This window comes from Martinezella miluonensis (genome assembly GCF_900094545.1).
GTDB lineage: Bacteria > Pseudomonadota > Alphaproteobacteria > Rhizobiales > Rhizobiaceae > Rhizobium > Rhizobium miluonense.
On record NZ_FMAH01000025.1, the window covers coordinates 76,452 to 99,709 of the forward strand.

Annotated in this window: 18 protein-coding genes; 14 read left to right on the forward strand and 4 right to left on the reverse strand. The window is 59.8% G+C overall.

Going from position 1 to position 23,258, the window contains the following annotated elements:
* Positions 1-20 precede the first annotated feature (20 nt).
* The 7 genes from GA0061102_RS19680 (at position 21) to pstB (ending at position 6,433) form a co-directional block, all read left to right on the forward strand.
* Positions 21-449 carry a CoA-binding protein gene (locus GA0061102_RS19680; protein ID WP_092852359.1) on the forward strand — a complete coding sequence of 143 codons (429 nt, stop codon included), beginning with the start codon at positions 21-23 and terminating at the stop codon, positions 447-449.
* A 150-nt stretch (positions 450-599) separates the two neighbouring features.
* Positions 600-1,883, forward strand: coding sequence for an O-acetylhomoserine aminocarboxypropyltransferase (locus GA0061102_RS19685; RefSeq protein ID WP_092852361.1), 1,284 nt, complete (start codon positions 600-602; stop codon positions 1,881-1,883).
* Between the two features lie 143 nt (positions 1,884-2,026).
* Positions 2,027-2,371: a cupin domain-containing protein gene (locus GA0061102_RS19690; RefSeq protein WP_092852363.1), complete on the forward strand. Its 345-nt coding sequence runs from the start codon at positions 2,027-2,029 to the stop codon at positions 2,369-2,371.
* A 262-nt stretch (positions 2,372-2,633) separates the two neighbouring features.
* On the forward strand, positions 2,634-3,659 hold the full coding sequence (gene pstS / locus GA0061102_RS19695) for a phosphate ABC transporter substrate-binding protein PstS (RefSeq protein WP_092852365.1): 1,026 nt from the start codon (positions 2,634-2,636) through the stop codon (positions 3,657-3,659).
* 76 nt (positions 3,660-3,735) lie between these two features.
* Entirely contained in the window at positions 3,736-4,707 is a 972-nt protein-coding gene (gene pstC / locus GA0061102_RS19700) for a phosphate ABC transporter permease subunit PstC (RefSeq protein WP_092852367.1), read from the forward strand.
* Between the two features lie 11 nt (positions 4,708-4,718).
* On the forward strand, positions 4,719-5,570 hold the full coding sequence (gene pstA / locus GA0061102_RS19705; RefSeq protein ID WP_092852369.1) for a phosphate ABC transporter permease PstA: 852 nt from the start codon (positions 4,719-4,721) through the stop codon (positions 5,568-5,570).
* 29 nt (positions 5,571-5,599) lie between these two features.
* A complete protein-coding gene (pstB, locus tag GA0061102_RS19710; protein ID WP_092852371.1) occupies positions 5,600-6,433 on the forward strand; it encodes a phosphate ABC transporter ATP-binding protein PstB in 834 nt (277 codons plus the stop codon).
* Positions 6,434-6,578: 145 nt separating this feature from the next.
* Here pstB and GA0061102_RS19715 read toward each other — a convergent pair whose 3' ends face one another.
* The gene (locus GA0061102_RS19715; RefSeq protein ID WP_245298071.1) at positions 6,579-7,820 is read right to left on the reverse strand and encodes a GGDEF domain-containing protein; all 1,242 of its coding nucleotides are present in this window, start codon (positions 7,818-7,820) and stop codon (positions 6,579-6,581) included.
* Between the two features lie 412 nt (positions 7,821-8,232).
* Between GA0061102_RS19715 and clpP the strand changes: the two genes are divergently transcribed.
* The 5 genes from clpP to GA0061102_RS19745 all read left to right on the forward strand — a co-directional run bounded on the left by clpP (position 8,233) and on the right by GA0061102_RS19745 (position 14,918).
* A complete protein-coding gene (gene clpP / locus GA0061102_RS19720; protein ID WP_092852375.1) occupies positions 8,233-8,865 on the forward strand; it encodes an ATP-dependent Clp endopeptidase proteolytic subunit ClpP in 633 nt (210 codons plus the stop codon).
* A gap of 298 nt (positions 8,866-9,163) precedes the next feature.
* Positions 9,164-10,441, forward strand: coding sequence for an ATP-dependent Clp protease ATP-binding subunit ClpX (gene clpX / locus GA0061102_RS19725; RefSeq protein ID WP_092852377.1), 1,278 nt, complete (start codon positions 9,164-9,166; stop codon positions 10,439-10,441).
* Positions 10,442-10,862: 421 nt separating this feature from the next.
* Positions 10,863-13,283: an endopeptidase La gene (lon, locus tag GA0061102_RS19735; RefSeq protein ID WP_092852381.1), complete on the forward strand. Its 2,421-nt coding sequence runs from the start codon at positions 10,863-10,865 to the stop codon at positions 13,281-13,283.
* Positions 13,284-13,484: 201 nt separating this feature from the next.
* A complete protein-coding gene (gene hupB, locus GA0061102_RS19740; protein ID WP_037153530.1) occupies positions 13,485-13,760 on the forward strand; it encodes a DNA-binding protein HupB in 276 nt (91 codons plus the stop codon).
* Between the two features lie 246 nt (positions 13,761-14,006).
* Complete coding sequence (locus tag GA0061102_RS19745; RefSeq protein ID WP_092852383.1) at positions 14,007-14,918, forward strand: agmatinase; 912 nt, start codon at positions 14,007-14,009, stop codon at positions 14,916-14,918.
* 72 nt (positions 14,919-14,990) lie between these two features.
* Here the strand turns inward: GA0061102_RS19745 and GA0061102_RS19750 are convergent, their stop codons facing one another.
* Positions 14,991-15,977 (reverse strand): aldo/keto reductase, encoded by a 987-nt coding sequence (locus tag GA0061102_RS19750; RefSeq protein ID WP_092852385.1) that lies wholly within the window; start codon positions 15,975-15,977, stop codon positions 14,991-14,993.
* 224 nt (positions 15,978-16,201) lie between these two features.
* Between GA0061102_RS19750 and GA0061102_RS19755 the strand changes: the two genes are divergently transcribed.
* On the forward strand, positions 16,202-17,437 hold the full coding sequence (locus GA0061102_RS19755; protein WP_092852387.1) for a metallophosphoesterase family protein: 1,236 nt from the start codon (positions 16,202-16,204) through the stop codon (positions 17,435-17,437).
* Between the two features lies 1 nt (position 17,438).
* Positions 17,439-20,897, forward strand: a complete 3,459-nt coding sequence (locus GA0061102_RS19760) for an ATP-binding protein (protein ID WP_092852389.1) — start codon at positions 17,439-17,441, stop codon at positions 20,895-20,897.
* 35 nt (positions 20,898-20,932) lie between these two features.
* Here the strand turns inward: GA0061102_RS19760 and GA0061102_RS19765 are convergent, their stop codons facing one another.
* Both GA0061102_RS19765 and GA0061102_RS19770 read right to left on the reverse strand, forming a co-directional pair.
* Positions 20,933-22,747, reverse strand: a complete 1,815-nt coding sequence (locus GA0061102_RS19765; protein ID WP_245298069.1) for a glycosyltransferase family 2 protein — start codon at positions 22,745-22,747, stop codon at positions 20,933-20,935.
* A 215-nt stretch (positions 22,748-22,962) separates the two neighbouring features.
* A partial coding sequence (locus tag GA0061102_RS19770) for a transposase (protein WP_245298070.1) occupies positions 22,963-23,258 on the reverse strand: 296 nt, incomplete at its 5' end.

Here is a 23,258-nt window from a genome sequence, read left to right on the forward strand (position 1 = left end):
TCGCCTAGGGAGGCTTCGTGATGAACCACGATAGTTATGACGATTCCTATCTCGCCGATATCCTTCTATCCGTCAGGACAATTGCGCTCGTCGGCGCGTCGCCCAACCCCGCGCGGCCAAGCAATGGCGTGATGGCCTATCTGCTGAACAGGGGCTATCGCGTCATCCCCGTCAACCCCGGGCAAGCCGGCAAGGAAATCCTCGGGCAGTGGGTCTATGCGCATCTGGCCGATATTCCGGAGCCGGTGGATATGGTCGATGTCTTCCGGGCGCCGGAATATCTGAGGTCGGTGGTCGAGGAGACCATCATGATCGATCCCCGGCCGCCGGTGATCTGGGGGCAGCTCGGCGTGCGCGACGATGCGGCCGCAGCGAGAGCGGAAGCCGCAGGCGTCAGGGTCGTCATGGACCGCTGTCCTGCCATCGAATATCCGCGTCTGGTTGCCTGACCCGAAGCAGCTGTTTATCGCGCGATCTTGCTGAAAAATGGCAAGTTTTTCCCGTGAGTTGAAGAGCGCGGCAAAGTTCGCGGTTAACTTTCGTGTCGCGGCCGTTATGATCCCCTCCATCGCAAATAGAATCTGGCGGGAGGGAATATCATGCCAACGAACAATCCGGGTTTCGACACACTAGCAATCCATGCAGGCGCACAGCCGGACCCGACGACAGGGGCCCGGGCGACGCCGATCTACCAGACGACATCCTTCGTTTTCCAGGATGCCGATCATGCCGCCGCTCTGTTCGGTTTGCAGCAATTCGGCAATATCTATACCCGGATCATGAACCCGACCCAGGCCGTGCTCGAAGAGCGCGTGGCTGCCCTTGAAGGCGGAACGGCGGCGCTTGCCGTTGCCTCGGGCCACGCTGCCCAGCTGCTGGTCTTCCACACCATCATGCGGCCGGGCGACAATTTCGTCGCCGCCAAGCGGCTGTATGGCGGCTCGGTCAATCAGTTCGGCCAGTCCTTCAAGAATTTCGATTGGCGTGTTCGCTGGGCTGATCCGGCCGATCCCGCCACCTTCGAGGCGCAGATCGATGAGCGCACCCGCGGCATCTTCATCGAGAGCCTTGCCAATCCCGGCGGCACCTTCGTCGATATCGCGGCGATCGCCGCCGTCGCCCACAAGCACGGCTTGCCGCTCATCGTCGACAACACGATGGCGAGCCCCTACCTCATTCGGCCGTTGGAACACGGCGCGGATATCGTCGTGCATTCGCTGACGAAATTCCTTGGCGGTCACGGCAATTCCATGGGCGGCATCATCGTCGATGGCGGTACTTTCGACTGGTCGGCATCGGGCAACTATCCCATGCTCTCCGCACCGCGGCCGGAATATAATGGTGTCGTGCTGCATTCGACCTTCGGCAATTTTGCCTTTGCCATCGCGTGCCGCGTTCTCGGCCTGCGCGATCTCGGCCCGGCAATCTCGCCGTTCAACGCTTTCCTGATTCTGACCGGCATCGAGACGTTGCCGCTGCGCATGCAGCGTCATTCCGACAACGCGGTCGCCGTCGCACGCTGGCTGAAGGGGCATGACAAGGTAGCCTGGGTCAACTACGCCGGCCTCGAGGAAGATCCGAACCATGCGCTGCAGCAGCGCTACTCGCCGAAGGGGGCAGGCTCGGTCTTCACCTTCGGGCTCAAGGGCGGCTATCAGGCCGGCAAGGGGCTGGTGGAAGGGTTGGAGCTCTTCTCCCACCTCGCCAATATCGGCGACACTCGCTCGCTGGTCATCCATCCCGCATCGACGACGCACAAGCAGCTGACCGACGAGCAGAAGGTCGCAGCCGGTGCCGGCCCCGATGTCGTGCGTCTGTCGATCGGCATCGAGGACGTCAAGGATATCATCGCCGATCTCCAGCAATCGCTGGCAAAGGTCTAAGGGCCGGATCGGAAAGGGCTGAAAAAGCCGAGGGCCATCCCTGATGGCCCGGCATTTCATGCTTGTGTCGCCCCACAGCCGCGAGAAGAGCGGCTGTGGGGCGCTTGTTTGTCGGCCGAAAGCGCAATCGACGGGAGGCATTTATGACGACTTATCTGCAACTGGATGTCGATGGCGTCGAGCCAGAGAGCGGCGCGCCTGCGGCGGATCGGCTTGTTTCGGGTGCTCCAATCTTCCGCACCTGGAACCTGGACGAGGCCGATGGCGGCCTCTATGCCGGCATCTGGGAGGCGACGCCGGGGAAGTGGAAGATCGTCTATGACGAGTGGGAATACTTCCACATCCTGTCGGGCTATTCCGTCGTGACAGCAGACGACGGCGAGACATTCCACCTGCGCGCCGGCGACCGGATGATCTTGAAGCCGGGCTTCAAGGGGACTTGGGAAGTCATTGAAACGACTCGCAAGGACTATGTGATCCGGCTCTGACGACGTTGTTGAATCAAAACATGAAGTTCGCGTTCGTCTGCTGCCTGAAGCGGCCCATTTCACGCTGTTCAGCAATGGCAGCGATGATTGCCGCAGGTTGTGTCACCGCTGCTTCATTAAACTGTCATCAAACTGAAACAATGCGGCATTAGAGCCATCATTGTCGCCAGGAGATTGATAGTGGGGAGGTCATTTACCATGGGTATCTCGCGCCGATCTTCTGCTCGCCATCCTTTCATTCACTCGAGGAAGTGAGTCTACTATGCTTAACCTGAAAATCCGTTCCCTTTGCCTGACCGCCGGCCTGGTTGTCGTCATGGCTGCTTCAGCTTCGGCTGCCGACATCACCGGCGCTGGCTCGAGCTTCATCGCACCGGTTCTGTCCAAGTGGGCCGAAGGCTACAAGGCTGCGACGAATAATGTCGTCAACTACCAGTCGGTCGGTTCGGGCGCCGGTATCAAGCAGCTCCTCGACAAGACCATCGTATTCGGCGCTTCGGACAAGCCGATGAGCGACGCCGACCTCGAGAAGAACGGCATTGCCCAGTTCCCGATGATCTCCGGCGGCATCGTTGTTTCTTACAACATCGAAGGCGTAAAGCCGGGCCAGCTGGTTCTCGACGGCAAGACGCTGTCCGACATCTTCCTCGGTAAGATCACCAAGTGGGACGATGCGGCCATCAAGGCCCTCAACGCCGACGTGAAGCTGCCTTCCACGCAGATCTCCGTCGTTTATCGCGCCGACAGCTCGGGCACGACCTTCAACTTCACCGACTACCTGGCGAAGGTTTCGCCGGAGTGGAAGGAAAAGGTTGGTTCGAACACGGCGGTTGAATGGCCGGTCGGCTTCGGTGCCAAGGGCTCCGAAGGCGTTTCCACCACTGTCAACCAGACGGCTGGTTCGATCTCCTACGTTGAATATTCCTACGTCGTCGCCAACCACATCGGTTTCGCGAAGATGAAGAATGCTGCTGGCAAGGTTATCGAGCCGAGCCTCGACACCTTCAAGGCTGCTGCTTCCAACGCCGATTGGGCCAAGGCCAAGAACTTCAACCTGATCATCACCAATCAGCCGGGCGAAAAGAGCTGGCCGATTGCAGCTTCCACCTGGGTTCTGCTCTACAAGAAGCCGGCTGATGCTGCTAAGAATGAAGAGGCGCTGAAGTTCTTCAAGTGGTCTTATGAGCACGGCCAGAAGGATGCGAGCGCCCTGTCTTATCTTGCGATCCCGGACAATGTTGCCGAGGTTGTCCAGAAGTCCTGGAAGACGGACTTCGGCACGAAGTAATTTGTGCTAGGTGAAAAGTTGCGGCGGACAGGGTTATGGCCCTGTCCGCCTTTCGTGACAGGACAAGGGGAAATCGATGGCTGACGCGACTCAGACGGCTGGCTTCCAGGCATTGGATACCACCGTCAGCACCAGAAAATTCCGGACACAGGATCGGATTTTCTATTTTATGACGCTTGGCTCGGCTGCTCTTGTCGTGCTTCTGTTGCTGGCAATCCTTACGGTTCTTGTCATCGATGCCTTGCCAACCTTCCAGGCCTTCGGCTTTTCGTTCCTCTGGGGCACGAAGTGGAGCGCTCCCGCCGATATCTATGGCGCTGTGCCCGCCGTGGTTGGTACGCTGGTGAGTGCGCTCATCGCCATGCTGATTGCCGTTCCCCTCAGCATCGGCATTGCCATCTTCCTCACGGAACTATGCCCCGGCAGCCTGCGGCGTCCGATCAGCACGGCCATCGAGCTTCTGGCCGGTGTTCCCTCAATTATCTACGGTATCGTCGGTCTGTTCATTCTCGTGCCGCTGATGCAGAACTATATCCTGCCCTTCCTTATCATGACGATCGGCCAGGTGCCGTTGATCGGCCTGCTGTTCCAGCCGCCGGCGCCGGGTGTCGGCCTGTTGACGGCAAGCCTCGTGCTTGCCGTCATGATCCTGCCGTTCATCACCGCCATAGCGCGCGACGTGTTCAGCACCGTGCCGCCGATGCTGCGTGAATCAGCTTACGGCATGGGCATGACCACATGGGAAGTGGCTCGCCACATCCTGATCCCCTATACACGCCGCGGCCTCGTTGGCGGAATCATGCTCGGCCTCGGCCGCGCACTTGGCGAAACCATGGCCGTCACCTTCGTTGTAGGCTCGGTAAGCCGTCTGCAAACGTCGATCATCTCGCCGTCTACCACCATTTCCGCCCAGATCGCGAACAACTTCGGCGATGCCGACGGTCTGCAATTGTCGAGCCTGATTGCGCTCGGCCTGCTCCTGTTTGTCCTTTCCTTCTGCGTGCTTGCGCTGGCGAGGTGGATGATCGGTCGCGGCGACTCGCATTGAGGAAAGAGCCCATGGAAAATGCAATTCGTCAGAACCTCGTGTCGAGGCGTTATGGGAAGAACCGGGTGATGATGGCCTTGTGCTTCCTCGCGGCCATCCTCGGCATATTCTTTCTCAGCGTGATCCTTGTGAGCCTGCTTTATCGCGGCGTAACGGCGCTCAGCCTCGACGTGTTCACCATGTCGATCCCGGCCCAGGGCTCGCGCGGTGGCCTGATCAACGCAATCTACGGCACGGTACTGGTCACGGGCTGCGCCATCCTGATCGCCGCGCCGATCGGCATCCTGGCAGGCACCTATCTGGTGGAATATGCCAACGGTACCAAGCTTGCCGAGTTTGCCAAGTTCATCAACGACATCTTGCTTTCCGCACCCTCGATCATCGTTGGCGTGTTCGTCTACGGCGCCGTGGTCGTGCCCATGCACGGCAACTCTGCCATCGCCGGCATCCTCGCGCTGGCGCTGATCGCCCTTCCGGTCGTCAACCGCACGACGCAGGACATGCTGTTGCTGGTGCCAAACGCGCTTCGTGAGGCGACCGCCGCGCTCGGCGCGCCGCGCTGGAAGTCCATGACGATGGTGATCTACCGCTCCGCCTGGACGGGCATCCTCACCGGCATCCTGCTGGCCGTCGCGCGTATCAGCGGCGAAACCGCGCCGCTTCTCTTCACGGCGGGCTACAGCAAATTCATGAATGCGGGCCTGACCGGTCCGATCGCCACGCTGCCGGTTGCCATCAACACGCTCGCCGCCGATGCCGGCGAGGACCTGAAACAACTGGCCTGGGCCGGCGCGCTGATCATCACCGTTGCCATCCTTGTCCTCAACATCCTTGCCCGTGTCTTGAGTGGGCGCCGCCAGTGACGCAGCCGCCGAACGATAGGAATGAAACCATGAACATGAGCGACAACAATTTCCAGAGCGTCAACGCACAGCAGGGGAAGGGCGCCGTTTCCCAGTCGGATCTCGGCCTCGCGAAACTTGACGTGAAGAAACTCGATTTCACCTATCAGAACGGCCATCGCGTTCTGAAGGATGTGAATATGAGCATCCGCAAAAATGCGGTCACCGCCTTCATCGGCCCTTCGGGTTGTGGCAAATCCACGCTGCTGCGCACCTTCAACCGGATGTATGATCTCTATCCGGGCCAGACGGTTGCGGGCGAGATCCTGCTGGACGGCCGCAATATTCTCACCAAGGACGTCGATCTGAACGATCTGCGCGCCAAGGTCGGCATGGTGTTCCAGAAGCCCACGCCGTTCCCGATGTCTATTTATGAAAACGTCGCTTTTGGCATCCGGCTCTATGAGAAGCTTTCCAAGGCGGAAATGGACGTCCGCGTTGAAGCGGCGCTGACGGAAACGGCGTTGTGGAGCGAAGTGAAGGAAAAGCTGCACCAGAGCGGACTTGGCCTTTCCGGCGGCCAGCAGCAGCGCCTCTGCATCGCCCGCGCCATTGCCATTCGCCCCGAAGTCCTGCTGCTCGACGAGCCGACCTCGGCCCTCGACCCGATCTCGACCGCCAAGGTCGAGGAATTGGTGTCGCAGCTGAAGGGCGATTTCACGATCGTCATCGTCACGCACAACATGCAGCAGGCGAGCCGCATCTCCGACAGCACCGCCTTCATGTATCTTGGCGAGCTCATCGAATACGGCGCGACCGAGCAGATCTTCCAGGCGCCGAAGGTCAAGCGCACGGAAGACTACATCACCGGTCGTTACGGCTGATACGGCCGGAGAGTGCCGCACAATTTGCGAAGGCGCGCTGTGGAAGCGCGCCTTTTGCGTTTGCGGGTGGGCGTTGCTGAACAAGAGCGTAGATCTGCTCAGGCGAAGAGGATTATCGAACCCGCTGTCGGGGATATGTGGACCGTCACATCCTGGAGAGCGTGCCCATGCGACGCAAGAGCTGGATCTGATCGTCGAGCGTCGGCACTAGCTCGCCCTCATTCGCCGCGGGCGCCGCGTCGGTATCATTCGCGGCTTCCAGTTCATTGAAGACGATGGAGCAATTGCGGCCCGCGCGTTTGGCGGCGTAAAGCGCACGGTCTGCGGCGGAGACCAGCCGGTCCCAGCTGACGGCGTCACGCGGCATGACCGCAACGCCGATGCTGACCGTCGCCTGCACCAGCGAGCGGCCGGCAGGCAGCGGCCCGCGGCAGAAGTCGGCGCGAATGGTTTCGGCCAGCGCCTCCGCCTCGGATTGCTCGTCCACGGGGATGAAGGCCACGAATTCCTCGCCGCCCATTCGACCGAATGCGCCGCTGCGCGGCACGAACTGATGGGCGACACGGGCAAATTCGACGAGCACCGTATCGCCCGTCTGGTGGCCATAGCGGTCGTTGATCTTCTTGAAGTGGTCGAGATCGAACAGCAGAGCGGCAAGTTTCTGCTGCTGCTGACCTTCACCGGCAAGGATCTCGTAGCTTTCCTGAAGTCCCCGCCGATTCAGAACGCCGGTCAGCGTGTCGGTGATGGAAATTGCCCGCCAGCGGCGTTCGGAGCGTTCCATTAAAAGCTTGCCGTTGAGGACGATGGCGACGACGACGAGCAGCGCGTAGCCGAGCGCTGTGTAGCCGCGATAGATCAGGGCCTGTTCCAATGTCGGGGCTGCGAATACCAGCCAGAGAGCGGAGCCGAAACAGAAACAGGCGAGTACCGTGAAGACGATGGCAAGCTGCCGGCGAGCCGGCTCGCGTCGACCGGCAGCCGGCTGAACGGCAAAGGCGAGCAATGTCGCGCCAACGGCGCCGGCAAGGTCGTAGACGACGACACGATTGAGGAAATTGTCGGTGACCCAGGGCAGGCTGACGCCGAACAGCCAGACGAGAGGCGGCAGCAGCACAGACCATTTCAGCTTGCGCTTATCCATCAACCGGAAGCCGATGATCCAGGCGCTTTCGCCGAGCAGCGCAACAGCATTGCCGATCTGGACGGACCAGATGTCGGGGATGACGCCGCGAGCCGCCACTAGGGCAAAGCCTATGGCGCTGACGGCAAAGCCCAGAGCCCAGACCAGATAGACGGGAGATTTGCGGTCGTGCGCCCAGGCAAGAAGGAGAACGGTAGCCAGGGTAATGGCTTCCGAGCACCAAATGGTCAGGCCTGTGGTCATGTTCAGCACGATTGGTGTTTCTCCACTCCCGGCAGTCTTCCGTCAGGCAGAATCCAACGGTGGCTGCATTTGCCCTATCCTCGCCCAATAAGGTGGTAAGTTCATTAAGTGAGTTGGTAAATTTTGCCTGTGTGTCCCGCTTGGGTCATGCGGCGATAATCCTTCACGTTTCCTTCACCTTGCCGTCGGGAAAACCAGTGGGTTGCACAAAGGCACGATACCCGTGCTGTTGGCATCGCGAAAGCGGAGTTTAGAAATGCTTTGTCAACGCTTCCTGGGGCATTACAGCTTTTTGAGGTTATGCTTTCGTGCGTCTTGAAGTGCAGGGCAGGGACACTCTATGTAGGGGTTAAGGATTTTTACTCGATTCCCGGCGTTTTCGTCGCCGGGGCAAGCTTGGTAAAGGACGCACATGAGAAATCCAGTCGATACAGCTATGGCTCTGGTGCCGATGGTTGTTGAGCAGACCAACCGCGGGGAACGGTCTTACGACATCTATTCCCGTCTGCTGAAGGAACGCATCATTTTCCTCACCGGGCCGGTTGAAGACCATATGGCGACGTTGGTGTGCGCCCAGCTTCTCTTCCTCGAGGCCGAAAACCCGAAGAAGGAAATCGCGCTCTACATCAATTCGCCGGGCGGCGTCGTCACTGCCGGCATGGCGATCTACGACACTATGCAGTTCATCAAGCCGGCCGTTTCGACGCTGTGCATCGGTCAGGCCGCATCTATGGGCTCGCTGCTGCTCGCCGCCGGCGACAAGGATATGCGCTTCGCAACGCCGAATTCCCGCATCATGGTTCACCAGCCTTCGGGCGGTTTCCAGGGTCAGGCTTCGGACATCGAGCGTCATGCGCGTGACATCATCAAGATGAAGCGTCGCCTCAACGAAGTTTACGTCAAGCACTGCGGCCGTACCTACGAGGAAGTCGAGCAGACGCTCGATCGTGACCATTTCATGTCCTCGGATGAGGCCAAGGAATGGGGTCTCATCGACAAGGTGCTGACGTCGCGTACCGAAATGGAAGGAGAGACCGCCTCGTGATTTATCCACGAGGCGGTAGCTTCTACGCCACAGTTCTATCCCATTTGTGATCGAATAGGGGTTTAATGTGGAACGGAACGCGGTAATAGTAAGCATTGATGCTATGTAGCGATTTTGTGACATAGCATTCGGCATTCGAAGGGGAATCGTTGCCACGCAGTTCCGGTTGGCCGGACCTGCGTTCAGTACCCCGAGGGGCGCCGCGATCTGCTAGCAAACGAGGAGCAGGTCCGGCGGGCGCATTGAGTGGACCGCGATTTCGACTTGGAAATTGGCGGCGTGCTGGAAGGAAAGTGATATGAGCAAAGTCAGCGGCAGCAACGGCGGCGACTCGAAGAACACGCTTTATTGTTCGTTCTGCGGTAAGAGCCAGCATGAAGTCCGCAAATTGATTGCCGGACCAACAGTCTTCATCTGCGATGAGTGCGTTGAGCTATGCATGGACATCATCCGCGAGGAAAATAAATCCTCGATGGTGAAGTCGCGCGACGGAGTTCCGACCCCGCAGGACATCATCAAGGTTCTCGACGAATACGTCATTGGTCAGCGGCAGGCGAAGAAGATCCTCTCCGTTGCCGTTCATAACCATTACAAGCGTCTCGCTCATGCATCGAAGAACGGCGACGTCGAATTGGCGAAGTCGAACATCATGCTCGTCGGTCCGACCGGCTGCGGCAAGACCTATCTGGCCCAGACGCTCGCACGCATCATCGACGTTCCCTTCACCATGGCGGACGCGACGACGCTGACCGAAGCCGGTTATGTCGGTGAAGACGTCGAAAACATCATTCTCAAGCTGCTCCAGGCTGCCGACTACAACGTCGAGCGTGCGCAGCGCGGTATCGTCTATATCGACGAAGTCGACAAGATTTCCCGCAAGTCGGACAATCCGTCGATCACGCGCGACGTCTCGGGCGAAGGCGTGCAGCAGGCGCTGCTGAAGATCATGGAAGGCACGGTGGCTTCGGTTCCGCCGCAGGGCGGCCGCAAGCATCCGCAGCAGGAATTCCTGCAAGTGGATACCACCAACATCCTCTTCATCTGCGGCGGCGCCTTCGCAGGCCTTGACAAGATTATCTCGGCCCGCGGCGAGAAGACGTCGATCGGCTTCGGCGCCACGGTCAAGGCTCCGGACGATCGCCGCGTCGGCGAAGTGCTGCGTGAGCTGGAGCCGGAAGATCTAGTGAAGTTCGGTCTCATCCCGGAATTCATCGGCCGTCTGCCCGTTCTGGCGACGCTGGAAGACTTGGACGAGGATGCGCTGATCCAGATCTTGTCCGAGCCGAAGAACGCGCTGGTGAAGCAGTATCAGCGCCTATTCGAGATGGAAGACGTCGAGCTGACCTTCCACGAGGATGCACTGCGTGAGATTGCCAAGAGGGCGATCGTCCGCAAGACGGGTGCTCGCGGCCTTCGTTCGATCATGGAAAAGATCCTTCTTGACACCATGTTCGAGCTGCCGGCGCTGGAAGGCGTTCGTGAAGTGGTCATCTCCGAGGAAGTGGTTCGCGGTTCCGCCCGCCCGCTCTACATCTATGCCGATCGGCAGGAAGAAAAGGCCAACGCGACGGCCTGATGCCTGCATCAGCGATCACGAATCGAGGGGCTCGTCATCGACGGGCCCCTTTCCGTTTGAAAAGTCGTGCACTTTGCTGATAAAGTCTTGGATAAGCTTATGGGAACGCAGTCGAAACCGGTTGTTAAGAACTCCCGCTGCGGCCATGATGGCATGATTCTGGAGCATCCGGCGGATAGGGCTCAAGCCCGGCGTTTTATCTTCGGATTTAGCTGCGCCAGCCGTGTTAGAGTAGCTGGGCTTCGGTGTTTTGTTGTTGCGTTCCTCCTTCGTGAATGCGCGGTTCGCTGCTTGACTGCGGTGCGTCCCGCGTGACTTGAAATAGATAATGTGAAGCTCCACTTGTTTACCAAGTGAGAGAGCCGGCTAATCCTCCCAGTCGGCAAAGAGCCCGGGAACGGGACGACGGAAAGGAAATAAAATGACTAAGAAAACGTCTGCGGCAAATGAGAGCATTGCCTATCCGGTATTGCCGTTGCGCGACATCGTGGTCTTCCCCCACATGATCGTGCCGCTGTTCGTCGGACGGGAGAAATCCATTCGGGCGCTGGAAGAGGTCATGGGTTCCGACAAGCAGATCATGCTGGTCACCCAGATCAATGCCAGCGATGATGATCCCGCGCCGGACGCAATCCATAAGGTCGGCACCGTGGCCAACGTTCTGCAGCTGCTGAAACTGCCTGACGGCACCGTCAAGGTGCTGGTCGAAGGCCGTGCGCGCGCGCAGATTGACGAATATACCGGCCGCGAGGATTTCTACGAAGCGCTTGGCCATATTCTGCACGAGCCGGAAGAAGATCAGGTCGAGCTCGAGGCTCTGAGCCGCTCGGTCGTTTCGGAATTCGAGAGCTACGTGAAGCTCAACAAGAAGATTTCTCCGGAAGTGGTTGGTGCCGCCAGCCAGATCGACGACTATTCCAAGCTCGCCGATACGGTCGCTTCGCATCTGTCGATCAAGATCACCGAAAAGCAGGAGATGCTGGAAACCACCAGCGTCAAGGGCCGCCTCGAAAAGGCGCTCGGCTTCATGGAAGGCGAGATTTCGGTTCTGCAGGTCGAGAAGCGCATCCGCTCGCGCGTCAAGCGCCAGATGGAGAAGACCCAGCGCGAATACTATCTGAATGAGCAGATGAAGGCGATCCAGAAGGAACTTGGCGACGGCGACGAAGGCCGCGACGAGATGGCCGAACTGGAAGAGCGCATCTCCAAGACCAAGCTTTCGAAGGAAGCCAAGGAAAAGGCCGATGCCGAGCTGAAGAAGCTCCGGCAGATGAGCCCGATGTCGGCTGAAGCGACCGTCGTGCGCAACTATCTCGATTGGCTGCTGGGTATCCCCTGGCAAAAGAAGTCGAAGATCAAGACCGATCTGAACAATGCCGAGAAGATTCTCGAAGCCGATCATTTCGGTCTGGACAAGGTCAAGGAGCGCATCGTCGAATATCTGGCCGTCCAGGCACGTGCGACCAAGATCAAGGGCCCGATCCTTTGCCTCGTCGGCCCTCCGGGCGTCGGCAAGACCTCGCTTGCCCAGTCGATCGCCAAGGCGACCGGCCGTGAGTATGTCCGCATGGCGCTTGGCGGCGTTCGCGACGAAGCCGAAATCCGCGGTCACCGCCGCACCTATATCGGCTCGATGCCCGGCAAGGTCATCCAGTCGATGAAGAAGGCCAAGAAGTCCAACCCGCTGTTCCTGCTCGACGAAATCGACAAGCTCGGCATGGACTATCGCGGCGATCCGTCTTCGGCCCTGCTGGAAGTGCTGGACCCGGCGCAGAACTCGACCTTCATGGATCACTACCTGGAAGTCGAATATGACCTGTCGGACGTGATGTTCATTACGACGGCGAATACGCTGAATATCCCTGCGCCCTTGATGGACCGCATGGAGATCATCCGTATTGCCGGCTACACCGAGGATGAAAAGCGCGAGATCGCCAAGCGACACCTGTTGCCGAAGGCCATCAAGGAACATGCGCTGCAGCCGAGCGAATTCTCGATCAGCGACGATGCTCTGATGGTCGTGATCGAGCAGTACACCCGCGAAGCCGGTGTCCGTAACTTCGAACGCGAACTGATGAAGCTCGCACGCAAGGCGGTCACCGAGATCATCAAGGGCAAGACGAAGTCGATCACCGTGACGGCCGAGAACGTTCCCGACTATCTGGGCGTGCCGCGCTACCGTCATGGCGAAGCCGAACGCGAAGATCAGGTCGGTGTCGTCACCGGTCTCGCCTGGACTGAAGTCGGTGGCGTGCTGCTGACGATCGAAGGTGTGATGATGCCGGGCAAGGGCCGCATGACTGTTACTGGCAACCTGAAGGAAGTCATGAAGGAATCGATTTCCGCGGCAGCTTCTTACGTCCGCTCGCGCGCCGTCGATTTCGGCATCGAACCGCCACGCTTCGACAAGAGCGACATCCATGTGCACTTGCCGGAAGGCGCAACGCCAAAGGATGGTCCGTCGGCCGGTGTCGCCATGGCAACCGCGATCGTCTCGATCATGACCGGCATTCCGGTTTCCAAGGATGTGGCCATGACCGGTGAAATCACGCTGCGCGGCCGCGTGCTGCCGATCGGCGGCCTGAAGGAAAAGCTGCTGGCAGCGATGCGCGGCGGCATCAAGAAGGTGCTGATCCCGGAAGAAAACGCCAAGGATCTGGCGGAGATTCCGGACAACGTGAAGAACAGCATGGAGATCATTCCGGTCTCGCGCATGGGCGAGGTGATCAAGCACGCGCTCGTCCGTCGGCCGGAGCCGATCGAATGGGATGGCACCGTCGAAACGCCCGTGATCGCAACGGTCGAAGGCGTGGATGACGTGGGTACGTCGATCGCACATTGAGGCTCTTCGCCTCAATTCTGTCGAATTGCCAGAAATGGCGAAAAGACCGGCATTTTTGCCGGTCTTTTTTTGTGAAAAGCGTCCGGAAACGCTTGCTTTTCCTTGGTTTGCAGGGTTTTTGGGGTTGCGGCGGGTAAGAGCATTCCTACTTGCACCCCGCTTACTGATAAGTCGTTTCATACCAAAGAAAGGGGTGGAAACATGAACAAGAATGAGCTCGTGTCCGCAGTGGCCGAGAAGGCCGGTATCACGAAGGCTGACGCTGCTTCCGCTGTTGACGCTGTTTTCGAGACCGTCCAGGCTGAACTGAAGAAGGGCGGCGACATTCGCCTCGCTGGTTTCGGCAGCTTCACTGTTTCTCACCGTGCAGCCACGAAGGGCCGCAACCCGTCCACGGGTGCTGAGGTCGACATCGCTGCTCGCAATGTTCCGAAGTTCACGCCCGGCAAGGGCCTGAAGGACGCGGTCAACAGCTGATTTCGTTTTCACCCACCGCGAGGTGTTAGCCTTGCGGTTGGAGAACATTGAGGGTCCGCTTTGCGGGCCCTTTTTCGTTTCCAGGCAGGGAAGGGCTGGATTTCGTTCGCTATCCCTGACCAATAAAATGGAGGATGCTTCCGGCTCGGACGGTCCGCGCATTCTCTTGCGAAGAAAACGTCAGAGGGTATTTTCGAATGCCCAACGTTGACGTTTCAGTCGAATGACCATCAGGATCATCAAGAAATGACCGCATCGCCTTCCTTTCTCGGCCTTCCCAATCGACAAATCGATGGCAGCATGCCTCGCGCAGTCATCTTCGGAGCCGGCCACGGCAGTACCTATCCGGACAAGGATAGCGGCGGCTATGCGCTGGCCGCCGGTGCCATTCGCGGCGCAAGCCAGAGCGAAGCGCCGTTGGTCGAACATTGGGATTTCGATCTCGGCGGACCGCTATTTGACGGCAAGCCAATCTCCTGTGTCGATGCGGGAGATGTCTCCACCGCCATGCACGACAATGCCGGCAACCGGGAGCGGATCGAGGCGAAGACGCGTGAGATCCTGGCGTTGTCGGCCGTGCCGGTTTTGCTTGGCGGCGACTGCTCCGTCACTATCCCGTTCCTCACCGGCTTTGCAGATCGGGGGCCGATCTGGGTCCTGCAGATCGATGCTCATATAGACTGGCGTGACGAACTGCAGGGAGAACGCTTCGGTTATTCGAGCCCGATGCGCCGGGCAAGCGAGATGCCGCATGTCGCAGGCATGGTCCAGGTCGGCCTTCGCAGCGTCGGCAGTGCGCGCCTTACCGAAATCGAAGACGCGCGGCGCTATGGCAGCTGCTTCGTGACGGCTCGCGAAATTCACGCCCAGGGTATCGGAGCAGCTCTGCGACATGTTCCGGAAGGTGCGCAGGTCGTCGTTACCCTTGATTGCGATAGCATCGATCCCTCGATCATGCCGGGGGTCGCGGCACGGACGCCCGGTGGCCTGACCTATACTGAGATCATCGACCTGATCGCGGGTCTTGGCAGGCGGGCCAGGATCGCAGGCTTCGACTTGGTGGAATTCTATCCGCCTACCGACATTGACGGCCTATCGGCGATTACCGCCGCGCGTATTCTCACCAACGTGATCGGAACCGTTGTTCGGCAGAGTTGAACTGCAACTCTCTGAGGGTTCAGCAAAGGCCGGGCTTGCGCCCGGCCTTTCTCGTTCGCAACGCCGCCGCGCTTACCAGCGATGATGAACGTGCGGAGCGATAAGCCGCTCGTAGATCTCGCGCGTCGCCACCATGACGTCGGCGGAAAGCGGCGCAAGATCGACTGCAGCCGCATTGGCCTTGGCCTGCTCGGCATTGCGGGCACCGGGGATGACGACGGTGACGGCTTCGTTCATCAGAATCCAGCGCAGTGCAAAGGCTGCCATGCTGGCGCCTGATGGAACCAGCTTGCGCACTTCCTCGACGGCCTGCAGACCCACCTCGAACGGAACGCCGGCAAAGGTCTCGCCGACATCAAAGGCCTCGCCGTGGCGGTTGAAGTTGCGATGATCGTCGCTGGCAAATTGGGTGTCGCGGGTGATCTTGCCGGAGAGCAGGCCGGAAGCCAGCGGCACGCGGGCGATGACAGCCACGTTCTTGCGCTTGGCTTCCGTGAAGAACAGGTGGTCGGGCCGCTGGCGGATGATATTGTAGATGATCTGGATGCTGAGCACGCCCGGATACTCGATCGCCTTCAGCGCCTCTTCGACCTTTTCGACGCTGACGCCGTATCCCTTGATCTTGCCGGCCTTCTGCAACGCGTCGAGACCGGCGAAGACTTCCGGCCGGTAAAGAACTTCGGTCGGAGGGCAATGAAGCTGCACGAGGTCGAGGCTCTCGACGCCGAGGTTCTTCAGGCTGCGGTCGATGAAGCCTTCGAGATTGACCTTGGTGTAGCCGTCGGCCACATGCGGGTTCAGCCGGCGGCCGGCCTTGGTCGCCACCATCGGGCGCTCGCCGCCGCGGGCCTTCAGCACATCGGCGATGATCTTTTCTGAGCGGCCGTCGCCATAGACGTCGGCGGTATCGATGAAGGTCATGCCCGCATCGAGAGCGGCATTCAGTGCCGCGCGGCCATCGGCCTCACTGACATCGCCCCATGCGCCGCCGATCTGCCAGGCGCCGAAGCCGACATCTGTCACGATAAAGGGCGTCCGCCCGAAAGCATGATGTCGCATGAGAAATCTCCTCGTCTTAGGTAATGAAATGCCAGCGCATTAGCAGCCGCCCGGATCGGCGGCAAGCATGTGTAAGGCGGATGTGCCATCGCAATCGCGTGACTCGGAAATATCACAGTTTCTGACAACTGACGAAACCGTTGGATGAAGCGCGTGGTGCAGTGTTCATTGCGCCTCCGCTTCCTTAAAAGGAGAGACCGGATATCTGACTGTTATCGGAGCCCATGTCCTCTTTCAGCTTCATCCATGCCGCCGATCTGCATCTTGGCAGTCCCTTTCAGGGGCTGGCGTTGAAGGACGCCGCCGTTGCCGCGGTTTTTGTCGAAGCCAGCCGCAAGGCCTTCTCGATGCTGGTGGGGCTGGCCATCGAAAGGCGCGTCGATTTCTTCGTCATCGCTGGCGATGTCTATGATGGCGATTGGAAGGACAACAAGATTGGCCTGTTCTTCAATCGCGAAATGGCGCGGCTGGAGCGGGCCGGCATCCCGGTCTATCTGCTGCGCGGCAATCACGACGCGGCAAGCGTCATCACCAAGACGATCACCTTGCCCGCCAATGTGCACGAGTTTCCGACTGGCAAACCCGGCAGCGTCAAGCTCGATCAGTTGCAGGTGGTGCTGCATGGTCAGGGTTTCGCTGAACGCTCGGCCAATGACAACCTGGCGCTCTCCTATCCCGCGCCCGTCTCCGACTGGTTCAACATCGGCATTCTCCACACGTCGCTCACCGGTCGCGAACCGCATGCGCCCTATGCGCCATGCTCGGTCGATGACCTGCGCTCGCGCGGCTACGACTACTGGGCGCTCGGTCATGTGCATGACTATGAAGTCGTGGCCAAGGACCCGCTAGTGATCTTTCCCGGCAATCTGCAGGGTCGCAATATCCGCGAGCGGGGCGCCAAGGGCGCGGTGCTGGTGACGGTCGAGGACGGCCGCATCGAGCATGAGCGCCTGATCGTCGACGAAGCGCGCTTTGCGCAAGTCGATGTTGCCGTTGGCCCCGATGATGATCAGGCGGCGATCCTGCGCCGCATCGAGCAGGCAGTGCAGCCCATGGCCGATGACATGGCGGGAAGGATGACTGCGCTACGCGTGCTGCTCTCCGGCATCACGCCATTGCAAGGCGCCATTGCTGCCAACCGTCAGCAATGGCGTGATGAGGTCGAAGCCGCATGCCATCGCGTGCACGAGGATATCTGGCTCGAAAAACTGGAACTTCGCCTGGAGCCGCCGGCAACACAGGTCGCGGAAGCAGACGGTGCGCTCGATCTTCGCCAGTTGCTGGCCGAGCATGCGGGAGATGCCGATATCGCGATGGAAGCAAGCCGGCTGGTTGACGAGATTGCGGTGCGCCTTCCGGGCGGGCTTGGCGCAACGGCGACGCCGCTGGACGACAGCCCGGAAGCCCTCATCGAAGAAGCTCGGCAGTTGCTGCTGGCGCGCGGGCAGGGGGCAGGCTGACATGCGCTTCGATCGTCTCGACATTCTTCGCTACGGCGCGTTGACCGACCGCACGCTCGATTTCCGTGCCGGAGCCAAGCTGCATGTCATCTTTGGTCCCAACGAGGCCGGCAAGTCTTCGGCTCTGAGTGCGATTTCCGATCTGCTCTTCGGCTTTCCCGCCGCCGCTGAACAGAGTTTTTTGCATGAGCCCGGCACCTTGCGTATCGGAGCTGAAATCAAGGCACATGATGGCGCCAAGCTGGCCTTCCGCCGCCGCCGCGGCCGCAAGAGCACGCTTCTTGCACCTGATGACAAGGAGACGCCGCTCGCCGAGGATGCCCTTGCCCCATTCATCGGCAATCTGAGCCGGGATGTCTTCGAACGCGCCTTTGGCCTCGATTCGCAAAGACTTCGGCAAGGTGCGACGGCCATGCTGCGCAGTGGTGGCGAGATTGGCAGCCTGCTGTTTTCGGCAGCCTCCGGCCTGACCGGCCTTTCACGGCTGCGCCAGTCGCTGGAAGCGGAAGCCGACGGCATCTATGCGGCCCGGCGCTCGAAGGATCGCGGATTCTATAAAGCGCTGGATCGCTACGAAGACGCCCGCAAGGCCGAACGCGATCATGAACTCAAATCCGGGGACTGGAAGAAGCTGCTGGCGGAGGCAGCCGAAATCGAGGCTGAGCTGGAACGGTTGCAGGCAGAGCGTCGAGAGACGCGCCAGGCTCTGGACCGGCTTAAGAAGCTGAAGACCTTGCAGCCCTTGCTTGCCGAGATCGACGCCGAGGGCATGGCGCTCGACGAGCTGGCCGATTTCTCCGCAATTCCCGAGAGCCTTGCCGACAGGCTTGAGCAGAGGCTGCGCGACAAGCAAGCCGCCGAAGAGGAAATGCGTCGTGTGCGCCACACGGTGACCCGCACCGAGGAGGACCTGTCCCGCATCCAGGTCGATGAGGCATTGTTGCAGATATCCGGCGACATCACTCAGCTTTTTGCCGATACCGGCAACTATCGCAGCCAGCGTCATGATCTGCCGCGCGTCGATCAAGAGTTGGCCGGTTACGATGCCTCGCTCGCCCAACTGGCACGCCGTCTGGGCATATCCAATGTTGAGAAGCTCGAGGCGCATCAGCCGAGCGACGTCGACCTGGCCCGCCTGTCCGAACTGGTAGAGCAGGGTAGAACCCTCTCGCGACAACTCCAGGGGCTCACCGAACAGGAAGAGAGCGAACGCAGCCAGCTTGCCGCATTGGAGAGGGACAGCTTTGCCGGACGTCTGTTCGATCCTAGACCCTATGGCGATCAACTGGATTCATTGACTGCGGATCTCGCCGGCCTGGCGCGTCTCGATGCCCTGGAGACGCAGATCCGTCGCGTCGAGGCGGATCTTGAGGAAGCAGCCGCACGCCTGCGGCCACCGGTTGGTGACATCTCCATGCTCTTTGCGGCACCTTTGCCGGAGCTATCGGAGATCGCCACCCATCGCGAGACGATTGATGCTGCGCGGGCTAAGGTGCGCGAGACTACCGAAAAGCTGCGCGGCTATGATAATCAACTGGCAGAGATCGCGCAGGCTCTAGCGGATGCGGAACGCACAGGCCCGGTCGTCACGCGCGAGCAGGTGGCGGCGGCGCGTGAAGACCGCGATGGCCGATGGCTATCGATTCAGGACATGCTGGCGGATGGCCGACCTCCCAACGCCAAAGCCATTGCAGCGCTGACTGTCAGCATCGGTGATACCGATCGCCTGGCCGACACCATTCTCAGCGATGCCGATCGTGTTGCCCGCCATGCGGATTATCGCCTGCGTCAAGCTCGCCTGCAACGGGAGCGCGAGGATGTGTCGAACCAGCTGCAACAGCACGAGAGACTATTGGTGGAGGCCGAGGCATCCTTTGCAGGCCTGTTCGATCCTTGCGGTACAGTCGCGCTGGATCCGTCAATCATGCTCGAGTGGCGGCGAGGTGTCGAAGGGCTGCTGCGCCAGCGCAATACTTTGCGCGATCTGCTTGACGAACGCGACGAGAACGCTCTTGCAGAAGAGCGTGTGTTGCCCGCTCTGCAGGATATCGTTGAGGCGACCGGCTACAGGAGCGGGCGCCTGCCGCCCGTCGCGATGGCGGAAGGATTGCGCAAGCACCTGCGCCTAGCCGCGGAGCGCTGGAGCGAAAGCCGAACGCGGGAAGGGGAGATAAGCTCGGCGCGGGACCGGTTGGCACGGTTTGACGAGCAGCAGCAGACATTGGAACGGCGGCACGTCGACTGGCGCGAGGCGTTCGGCAAGGCCGTTGTTCCTCTTGGCCTGCCGGTGGATGCGACGCTGGAAATGGCATCCGTCGCCCTGAAGGCATGGGAAGAGCTGCCCGATGCTTTGGCAGAGCGCGACAACAGGCTGCGCCGCGTTACTGGCATGCGGCGAGATATGGCGGACTTCGAACGGCGGCTCGCAACGCTTGTGGCCAGCGCCGGCTACGAGCTGGATCATCTGCCGCCCGATACCGCAGCCGAAGCCCTGCACAGCCGCGCCAATGCGATGCGCGGTGAGTTGAAGAAGCGCGAAGGCCTCGAAGAGGATCGGCAGCGCGCGGAAGGATTGCTTGCTCGCCATGAGGAGGCTCTTGCGGCAATATCGACCGATCTCGATCACCTGACGGCCGACCTGCCGGGGCCTAGCGATCTGGCGGCGCTGCTGTCGCGGCTGCGGGAGCGTACTCGTTTGAGTGCACGGTTGCTCGAAAGCCGCAATCGCTTCCGTCACCAGGCCGATGGCCGGGCGGAGGACGAACTGCGGGCTCAGCTTCGTGATTTCGAGCGCGTTGCTGCCGATCTGGAAATCGAACGATTGATCGAAGAGGATCAGCGGCAATTCACGCTACATGGTGAGCTTTCGGCGCGGCTGGCGGAAAATCGGCGCCAACAGCAGGCGCTCGAAACTGGCGTCAGTGCCGAATACGCGGTTTTCGAAAAGCTCTCGGCCGAACAGGAGGCAAAGGACCTTGCTCGGCAATGGGTGATCTTGAAGCTTGCCGCACGCATGCTGGCGGGTTCGATGGAGTCTTATCGTGAGAAACAGGCGGACCCGGTCATCAAACGCGCCGGTGAATTGTTTTCGCAGCTCACGGGAAGCCGGTTCCTACGTCTTGTCGAGGCGCATGACGAAAGCGACGCGTTGCAGCTGCTGGCGGAACGAGTGGGCGGTGAGCGTGTGCCGCTCGACGGCCTGAGCGAAGGCACCGGCGATCAGCTCTATCTCGCCTTGCGGCTGGCATTCCTGGAGGATTACGCCGCTCGGAACGAGCCGGCCCCCATGATCGTCGACGATATCTTCCAGACCTTTGACGACGAGCGGGCAAGCGCAGGTTTGAAGGTGCTTGCGAGCACCGCCGAACGCTTCCAGACGATCCTCTTCACGCATGAGATGAGCGTGGTCGAGATCGCCCAACGCGAGATCGGTGCGGATCTGGATCTGATCCGGCTTTGAATGCCACGAACGACTTGGTCGGCGCCTGCAGCCCGCTATGACATAGACGGAATGAACAATCGTGTCGGGACGACGATTCGCGGGTCTGCTTTATCGCGGCTATAGGCCGGATTGAGCGCCCTGTCGGTGAAGCTCTGCGTCGCATGCAGCCGGCGCAGGTTCTGTTTTTCCTGCTCGAATCGCTTCTTCCGCCCTCCCGACTTGTCCGATCCGCGCGACAGCGATTCATGGTGATAGAGACAGGCAAAGGGCGTCCAGATGATGCGGTAGCCGGCCTTGTGAGCGCGCAGGCAATAGTCGACATCGTTATAGGCGACGGCGAAATTCTCCTCGTCGAACAGGCCGATCTTTTGCAGGCAGTCGCCCGAGATCAGCATGACCGCGCCGGTTACGCAGGTCATGGTATTGCGCAGATGTAGCCGGTTCATCGGACCGCCGAACTCTTTGGGCTTGTTCAAATACCAATGGCCGGCCAATCCGCCAAAGCCGACGACCACGCCTGCATGTTGCATCTTGTCGTTCGGAAAGAGCAGCTTGGCGCCGACGATGCCGGTTCTGTCGTAGGCGAGGCAGGAGACCATCTCCTTCAGCCAGCCAGATTCGATCACTTCGACGTCATTGTTGAGGATCAGATAGTGCTCGCCCGTCGCTGCGTTCAAGCCGCGATTGACCGAGCGTGAGAAATTGAAGGCTTCCGGGGTGACGACTGCCGAAAACCGCCGGTGTGTCTGGCGATAGCGGTCGTAGAGATCGAGCACCGCCTTGTCCGTAGACCCGTTGTCTATAACAAGCACTTCGAAATCCGGATAGTCCGTCTTTTCGAAGAGATCATGAAGGATGCGGGAGATGAGGTCGAAGTTGTCCTTGCTGGGAATGACGATCGAGACTTTAGGCCAATCGCGCGGCGGCTCGAACACGACGCGATGCAGCGTCTTGGTGAGTGCTCCTTCGACTTGAATCGTTTGCCGCTGCCGTTCGAACCTTTCGGTCAGCGCCTTCCTCGCATTCGCGGTCGCGGCGTCCATGAATTTGCGCGAGTAGGTCTGGCCGTTGCGGCGCCACCAGTAGGCCGGGTAGGGCAGGTGTAGGATGCTTTGTTCCGGGAGTCCCTCCAGATAGCGCAGCAGCAGGTCATAGTCCTGCGATCCGTCATAACCGGTGCGTAGATAACCGATCTCCCGAAGCCGGCTGTGGCGATAGATGGAGAAGTGGTTGATGTAGTTGACGCCGCTCAGCAGGACCGAGTCGTAGGCCGGCTTCAGCATGACGCCGGTCGGCTTCAAGGTGTCGTCGACGACGAGCTCGTCGGTATAAAGGAAATTGGCGTCCGGGTTTTGCTCCAGCGTATGCCTGATGAGCTTGAAAGCGTGGGGCGCAACGACATCGTCATGGTCGAGGAGGGCGATCCATTGGCCGCGAGCATGGGCCAGGCCGGAATTGGTGGCCGCCGCGATGCCGCCATTGCGTTCGTTCAGCATGAAGCGGATATTGTCTTTCGCCTGCTGCGACTTATACCATTGCCGCGTTTCCGGCGATGTCGAGCCATCATCGCTCAGAATGAGCTCCGTGCCCTGTTCTGCCTGCATTTCGAAAGATCTGACGAGATCGTCCAGATATCGCGGCGGCGCATTGTAGACGGGCACGACGACGCTCAACCAGGTTCCCGCTGTTGCCGATACCGGTAAGGCGACGAGATCAGAGCCAAGCCGATAGTTCGCATCCGCATATTGGATCGTCAGGCTGGCGGCTCGCTTTCCGAATCTGAGTTTCGGTATCTTGGTCCAATGCCGCGGAAGCTTGCCGAGATCGACGCGCTCTGTCTTTTCCTCTGTATTGAGGAGATGCGCCATATATTGCTCGGCCGATTTTGCAGAGGAGAAAGCCTTGACCTCAAAGCTGAATGTCGTCGGAAAACTGACGGGATCGGCGCGCAGGGCGCAGATGGAGCCAACCGATCCAATATCAGCGGTGACGATGAAGCGGCGTGCTGTTGATTTCCGCTAGGAACTGACCCGGCGTTTCCACCGAGAAGTGGCTCTGACGCACTTTTGCTGACGTGCAGATCCTACGATGCGCCGATCAATCGCGCCTGCAGCAGATCGAGTTTTGCACGTCCGTACATCTGTCGTTTGATGAGCTTTAGTCGTGTGATCTGACCTTCCGTCTGCCCATTTGACCACGGTGAAATGATTGCGTTTCTCACAGCGTTGAGGTCCTTCTCAACGCCACCGGCAAACGATCCGACCAGGCTGTTTTTAGCTGCGTCAAGCCATTCATCGAGCTTTCGTGTTGTCTTCGAGCGGATCATGGATTGGAAGTCGCCAATGGCCGTGCGGGCGACGACCAGTTCCGGAACATTCA